Raw genomic sequence first — 6,588 nt, 5'->3', positions numbered from 1 at the left:
CACGAACTCCTCAATGCCATTCGTCAACGGGCTTCCATTCCCGGCGCCTTGTGCGCCTTCGATCTGGCCGCACTGCACCACTGGCTGGCTCAACCCTACTCCGAGCGACGGGAGGATTTTGTCGAGTGGCTGGAACCCCTGGCAACCATTCGACGCGCCAATGAGTTGGTATTGGATCTCATCAGGAAGAGTGTTGCCCCTGAAACCAGAACAGCAGAAGACGGCTTTTTCCAACTGAATCTGGAATCGGGCGCGCCCTACCAGCTCGTGCGACTCATGCTGGATGACTCCAGCAACGTCTATCCGGAGATCAGTGCCAGCAAACATCGGGTCATCATCCGCTTCATGCGGCTAGATCGCCAGACAGGCCACCCTTACCAGGTCAATCACGATGTCGCTTTCGAATTGGCGCTCTGTCAGTTATAAATCATCACGGAGCGGACTCGATTGCAATACTCACCCTCGACCACTCCTAGCGACCAAACAGGCCCCCTTTGCCCCTTACTCAAGACAAACCATCCATGAGCCCTCTGCCCTTTACCCCGATCGAACACGAAATCTTCAGCCTGCACCGCAACCCGACGCCCGTCACCTGCCTCGTTCTGCGAGAAACCCATTTACTGAAGCTGACCCGAGCATTCAAGGATACTTTCGGCGGACAAGGTATTTTCAGCCAGCCCGAATCAGTACTGATTGATCTCTCGGGGATCGAAAACAGTGGCAAATGGGTTGATTTTCCGGCGCTGATCAGCTTGCTACGCAATTATCAGCTCGAACCGATCGCGGTACTGGGGGGCAACATAAAACAGCGACAGCAGGCGACACAAGCGCACCTGCCGCTTATAGAGGCCCGCCCGGCCACGGAGCCCAAGGCAGCGGCACCAGTGCAAAAACCCACGACGACTGAACCACCCAAACCGTCACCGGTGCCACAAGCCGAGCGTCCGGCGCACATACTCAATCCGCCGACCGTGATTCGCCACCCTGTCCGTTCGGGCGCCGAACTCTATGCGAAACAGGCCGACCTGATCATCATCAGCATGGTCGGCGCAGGCGCGCGCGTGGTCGCCGATGGCTCGATCTACGTCCATGGCGCACTCAAGGGTACGGCTGCGGCCGGTGTCAACGGTATGCCCCAAGCCAGGATTTTCTGCGAATCTTTCGAGCCGGAAATCATCGCCATCAACGGTACCTACCTTGATGGCGAGCAGTTAGCGAAGCACTCCGCCTGGGGTAAGCGGGTATTGATCGAATTGGATCAAAAAGGACAACTGGACATTCGCGTTTTCCCCTGAGGAATCTCTTACATCTTGACAGCTTAAATTTACGCAGACCTTCCCCAAACGAGGTAAGGAAGGAACGATCAAAAGACTGATGGTCGCGAGCACAGAAAAGACTTTGCAATAGATTTCAAAAAGATGCTGCACAGCTCGACCACTGCACGGTCAAATCGCCCCAGAATCAAACTCTCGAGCCCCATCCGCAGCCCCTTACGCACCAAAAAGAAGCAACAGCCTTCAATATCGGCTTAATAAAACAATCGAGCGGCCACACCCCCGACAAGAGTCCTATTGCTTCCCTAAGGATGGCATAAAACTTTACATTCGATCGATATTCGACAGGAAAGTGTGTTTTAAGGTATAGAAACACATCAAATGCCCGCACCAATCTAGCGCGAATAAGCCTAAATAGAATATAAATTTATTTATATTTATCAAAATCTTAATAAAGGCAGACAATCTGGCACAGTGCTTGCCAAATAGGTTTATATGGACAAACCATTTGTAAACCACTCTCAGCGAGCCTGTACTTCATGAACGACCCTATTTTTCACATGGTCGCGGATGCCCCTATTCCCGTTGCGCCATTCAGCCATGCGGTTGAAACGAATGGCTGGGTGTTCGTGACAGGGCAATTGCCCATCGATCCCGACGACGATAGCGCCCCACTCCCCGAAGGAATCGAGGCACAAACACTTAAGGTATTCGCAAATCTGCAACGCGTACTGAGCAGCCTGGATTTAGGTCTTGAGCACGTACTCTCCGCCCGGGTATTCCTCACTGACTTCTACACCGACTACGAAGCCATGAACGCGGTTTACGCCAGCTATTTCCCTCATGACCGCCGTCCCGCACGAACCTGTGTCGGTGTTACCGGTTTGGCGCGTGAAGCACTTGTAGAAATCGATTTCATTGCGCGACGACCGACAAGTCGCCCCTTCAACCCTTGACTGTTAGCAGTCACTCAACCCCGCTAAAACTATTATCCCAGGAGATAACCATGAGCCCTTTTTTTCCAAAATCCCAACGCCGATTACTGTCTGCTGCATTGTTTGCTTCTCTGCTGCCTGCACTGCCCCTTACCGCGCACGCAGCCGATCTGGCCAGTTCAGAAGCCTGCCAGGCCCTGCAAGCCAAATATCCCCAGTTCAAAGGGAAAACGCTCGTCAATGCCCTTAATCCTCATACCCCTGGATATGAAGCGCTGGATCCTAAAGATCCGAGCAAATACATCGGCCTGGATATTGATCTGGCCGAATCGCTCGGCAGCTGCCTTGGCTTCAAGGTAACCTACAAGCCAGTCGCGTTTGCGGCATTGTTGCCAACACTGCAAAGCGGCCAGGCGGATCTCGTGATTTCTGACATCTATGCGACGAAAGAGCGCGCCAAAGCTGCCGACTTCATTACGTACTCGAAAGTGTTCGATGGTGTGCTCGTTGCTAAGGGCAACCCGAAAAACATCACGGGCATCAATCTGTCTCTATGCGGTACAACGGCGGCAGAGAACACCGGTTTCGTTGAGGTTCCTCTGATACAAAACCTGGAGCCTGAATGTAAGGCAGCAGGAAAACCCGCGCCACAACTGCAACTCTATGACAACAATGCTTCCTGTATTCAGGCCATTCTTGCCGGACGAGCGGATACCTATATCAACGACGTGAATACAGTTGATCAGGCGGTCAAGGCTTATCCGGACAAACTCAGCAAAGCGACAGCCGTGACATTGCCTTACCACATCGGCATCGGCGTTTCAAAGAAGAATCCCGAATTACGGGACGCCATTGTTCTTGCACTGACCGAAATTCAAAAAACCGGTCTGCAGCTTGAGCTGATGAAGAAGTGGGGTCTGGATCAAGGCGCGATCGAAGCACCGACCATTATCAGCAGTGATGAGTAATCCAGTCGGAGACTAAAGTGGATCTTTTTTTCCATTATTTGACGATGGATTACCTGCTCAAAGGTATCTTCCTGACCTTGGAGATTACGGTGATCGGGCTTGTCGGTGGTTTTGCCATCGGCATTGTCCTGGCCGCAATGCTGCTATCTCGTCACCGCTGGATTTCCGTGGTGGCGAGAACCTATACGGTGATCTTTCGTGGGACACCACTCATCTTACAGATGGTATTCGTCTACGACGCGCTGCCACACATGGGAATCATGCTCAGTGCACTGCTAGCCGGCGGCGTTGCACTCGCCCTCAATGAGGCCCCCTTCATCGCAGAGATCCTGCGTTCGGGAATTCGTGGCGTCGATCGAGGACAAAGTGCCGCCGGCCAGGCACTGGGCATGTCGTCGTTTGTCCTGATGAGGCGAATCATCGCGCCTCAAGCCATACGCACAATGATTCCCGCTTTCGGCAATGAAGGTGTGAATGCGTTGAAAAACTCATCACTAGCTTCTTTCATCTCCGTTCAGGAACTGACCCTTCGGAGTACACAGTTGGCCTCGTCCACCTTCGACTTCTTCTCCGTTTTCTTTGCTTCCGGCTTGCTTTACCTGATGTTGACCGGTGGTGTGTCTGCCATCCAGCTTTTCGCTGAGCGAGCACTCGATCTCGACCGCCCACGAGACAAGGGAAAGATACTGAAGTATCTGCTGCCTTGGCGTAAGGACCCGGAAGAAGCACTGCCGTCTAAGCCTGCCACAGCAGAAGGCGCTGCGTTATCAGAGTTACTGGTCACACCAACGCGTGAAGACCGAATCGCCAGGCTGGCCGAACTCGCCAAAGGCCCGATCGCTGTCGAAATTCAGGATCTGACCAAATCCTATGGTGAGCGCCAGATTTTCGGCGATTTGAATCTTCAGGTTCATACCGGTGAGATCGTCGCGCTTCTCGGCCCGAGCGGATCAGGCAAAAGCACGCTGCTCCGCTGCATCAATCGACTCGAAACCTGGAACTCGGGTGACGTGTTTATTGGGGGGCACCGGATCGGGTATTCGTCTGGTGGCCTTGTTCTGTCGCCAAGCGAAGTGGCCCGGCAGCGCGTCGAAGTCGGTGTCGGCATGTTGTTCCAGCATTTCAATCTGTTCGCACACCTGACCGCGGAAGAGAACATCGCCGGACCGTTGCGCTGGGTACATGGCTGGTCGCAGGAAGCCGCAGCACAACGAGCACAGGAATTGCTCGATCGGGTTGGCCTCGGTGACCGAGGGGATACCCTGCCTCGTCATCTGTCGGGCGGGCAACAGCAACGCGTGGCGATCGCACGGGCAATCGCCCCGGGAGCCAAAGTACTCCTGCTTGACGAGCCGACCTCTGCACTTGATCCGGAAATGGTCGGCGAAGTGCTGGATGTCATTCGCAGGCTCGCCATTGAGGAAAAACTCACCATGATCATTTCTACTCATCAATTGAGGTTCGCTGAGGAAGTCGCCGATCGCGTCATCTTCCTCACTGATGGAAATATTGTTGAGGATGGGCCCGCCTACGAGGTGCTTAGCCAACCACGCAATCCACTGACGGCCCGCTTTATCCGTGTGATGAGTTCCGGCCAGACCTCAGCGCTCGCTCTGTGACCTACAGACCGTACTTATGACCAATTCGCTTCGCTTTGCCCACACGCCCTGTGGGCAGGCGGGCGATTCCTTCCTGCGCTCGTTCCTGAGTCCATAGACAGCCGAGCACTCTTTAATTCGCACTATTAACCAATGAGGAAGCCATCCATGTTTCATGAACTGCAAGCTACCCCCTCAACCGTACATTGGGGCTATTTCGATGCTGGCCTTAAACCGGCCTTGCGCATCAAAAGCGGGGACATCATCCAAGCCGAAGCTGTAACGCACCAGGCGGGCGATGCCCCTGAACTGATGATGGACGATGCGGTGAGGCTACTGTACTCAAGCATTCCCGAAGACGACCGGAACCCGGGCGTACATCTGATGACCGGCCCGATCTATGTAGAAGATGCGCAACCGGGTGACATGCTCGAGGTTCGTTACCTGCAAATGCTGCCGCGTTTCCGATACGGAACGAACCTTGCCGCGCACTGGGGGCTTCTCTACAAAGAGACGGGCGAAAAGGAGCGCGTGACGATCTACAAGATCGATCCGGACTACAACACGGCCCGCGCCCTCTACGCCTATAACTTCCCTGGAAAATATACGGTACCGGGTAAAATCACCAAACGCGGAACCTGTACCTGCGAACCCGCGTTGAATGGAGTGCGCGTACCCGTGCGCCCTCATCTGGGCACAGCCGGGGTCGCCCCCGATGCCATGGGCCGCGTGAGCACCGTCCCACCCGGCGCGCACGGCGGCAATATCGACAACTGGCGAATCGGCGCCGGATCGACAATGTATTACCCGGTGGCCGTGCCCGGCGCATTGTTTTCGATTGGTGACCCGCATATTTCACAAGGCGATGGCGAAATCAGCGGGACTGCGATCGAGGCCTCACTGAACGTGATCTTCCAGATCGTTCTGCGCAAGGACTTCCACTTTCCCTCTCCCCTGCTCGAAACACCGGATACCTGGATCGTGCATGGCTTCGATGACGATCTCAATGTTGCGATGAAGAACGCCGCCAAGGACATGCTCCATCTGCTTGTCGACAAGCACAACCTCAGCCAGGACGATGCCTATTCACTGATGAGCATCGGCTCCGACTTCGGTGTCACACAAGTCGTAGATGGGCGCCAAGGCGTGCACTGCAAGATGAAGCGCGGAATCTTTCCACCCAAAGACGCCGACGAGGAGATTTAAGCAACCAGTGTGCGCTTGGGTTTAAGCGCACGAGACAAGGCCAGATTCATGCCCGCTGCAAATGTGAACAATTGCCGTGATGAAGCTTTCCCTTCCACCCGCAGAAGACCTGTAACAACAGCCACCAGAAGCAAAAAGTGAGATCACCGTCTGAATCAAAATCCCAATTTCGGTGCGTCATTAATAGTCAATCGCACCAATTTAGTTAAAAGAGTCAAACATAGGTCGTTCAACAAGAATCTAAATCCGTTCAATATCATTGAATTGCTCGATTGTGAACAATTTGGCACACACTGTGCATACACTAATGATCACAATAAGCGTGAATTTTCGTCACCAATTGAATTCGTGTTACTTCAAAAAAGACCAAGGAGCCTGGATATGCCATTTCAACCAAACCCCGTTATTGCCCGGCAGAAGACCCGACCCATGTCACGCCGCCCTCTGGCTGTTGCCACGTTAAGCGCGCTCGCCCTAAGTATGGCCCTGGGCACAGCCGCCCAGGCGTCCGACTGGAGTGACACCTCGCTGAGCTGGCGCTACGGCACCAAGTTCGCCGAACCCTTTGAGGGCAACGATATCGCCAAAAATATCCTCAACTTCTCCC

At 54.0% G+C, this 6,588-nt stretch carries 6 protein-coding genes and 1 pseudogene; all 7 read left to right on the top strand.

What is annotated here, in order from left to right; all coding sequences use genetic code 11:
- Positions 1-426, top strand: a 426-nt coding sequence (gene zapD / locus M7R55_RS10285) for a cell division protein ZapD (protein WP_298220321.1), incomplete at its 5' end; no start/stop codon positions are given.
- Between the two features lie 95 nt (positions 427-521).
- Positions 522-1,295, top strand: a complete 774-nt coding sequence (gene minC, locus M7R55_RS10280) for a septum site-determining protein MinC (protein ID WP_298220320.1) — start codon at positions 522-524, stop codon at positions 1,293-1,295.
- Between the two features lie 518 nt (positions 1,296-1,813).
- Complete coding sequence (locus tag M7R55_RS10275; RefSeq protein WP_298220319.1) at positions 1,814-2,230, top strand: RidA family protein; 417 nt, start codon at positions 1,814-1,816, stop codon at positions 2,228-2,230.
- 50 nt (positions 2,231-2,280) lie between these two features.
- Positions 2,281-3,177, top strand: coding sequence for an ABC transporter substrate-binding protein (locus M7R55_RS10270; protein ID WP_298220318.1), 897 nt, complete (start codon positions 2,281-2,283; stop codon positions 3,175-3,177).
- A 17-nt stretch (positions 3,178-3,194) separates the two neighbouring features.
- The gene (locus M7R55_RS10265) at positions 3,195-4,796 is read left to right on the top strand and encodes an amino acid ABC transporter permease/ATP-binding protein (protein WP_298220317.1); all 1,602 of its coding nucleotides are present in this window, start codon (positions 3,195-3,197) and stop codon (positions 4,794-4,796) included.
- A gap of 147 nt (positions 4,797-4,943) precedes the next feature.
- Positions 4,944-5,981, top strand: coding sequence for an acetamidase/formamidase family protein (locus tag M7R55_RS10260; RefSeq protein WP_298220316.1), 1,038 nt, complete (start codon positions 4,944-4,946; stop codon positions 5,979-5,981).
- A 381-nt stretch (positions 5,982-6,362) separates the two neighbouring features.
- Positions 6,363-6,588, top strand: a pseudogene (locus M7R55_RS10255) (outer envelope protein); the annotation flags it as partial.

It is taken from the genome of Halothiobacillus sp., assembly GCF_027346185.1.
Lineage (GTDB): Bacteria > Pseudomonadota > Gammaproteobacteria > Halothiobacillales > Halothiobacillaceae > Halothiobacillus.
The sequence above is the reverse complement of the archived record's forward strand: the minus strand, read 5'-3'. Positions and strand labels throughout refer to the sequence as shown.

Coding starts and splice junctions, on each gene's coding strand:
- M7R55_RS10270 (WP_298220318.1), top strand. CDS start 2,281: ATGAGCCCTTTTTTTCCAAAATCCCAACGCCGATTACTGTCTGCTGCA.
- M7R55_RS10275 (WP_298220319.1), top strand. CDS start 1,814: ATGAACGACCCTATTTTTCACATGGTCGCGGATGCCCCTATTCCCGTT.
- M7R55_RS10260 (WP_298220316.1), top strand. CDS start 4,944: ATGTTTCATGAACTGCAAGCTACCCCCTCAACCGTACATTGGGGCTAT.
- minC (WP_298220320.1), top strand. CDS start 522: ATGAGCCCTCTGCCCTTTACCCCGATCGAACACGAAATCTTCAGCCTG.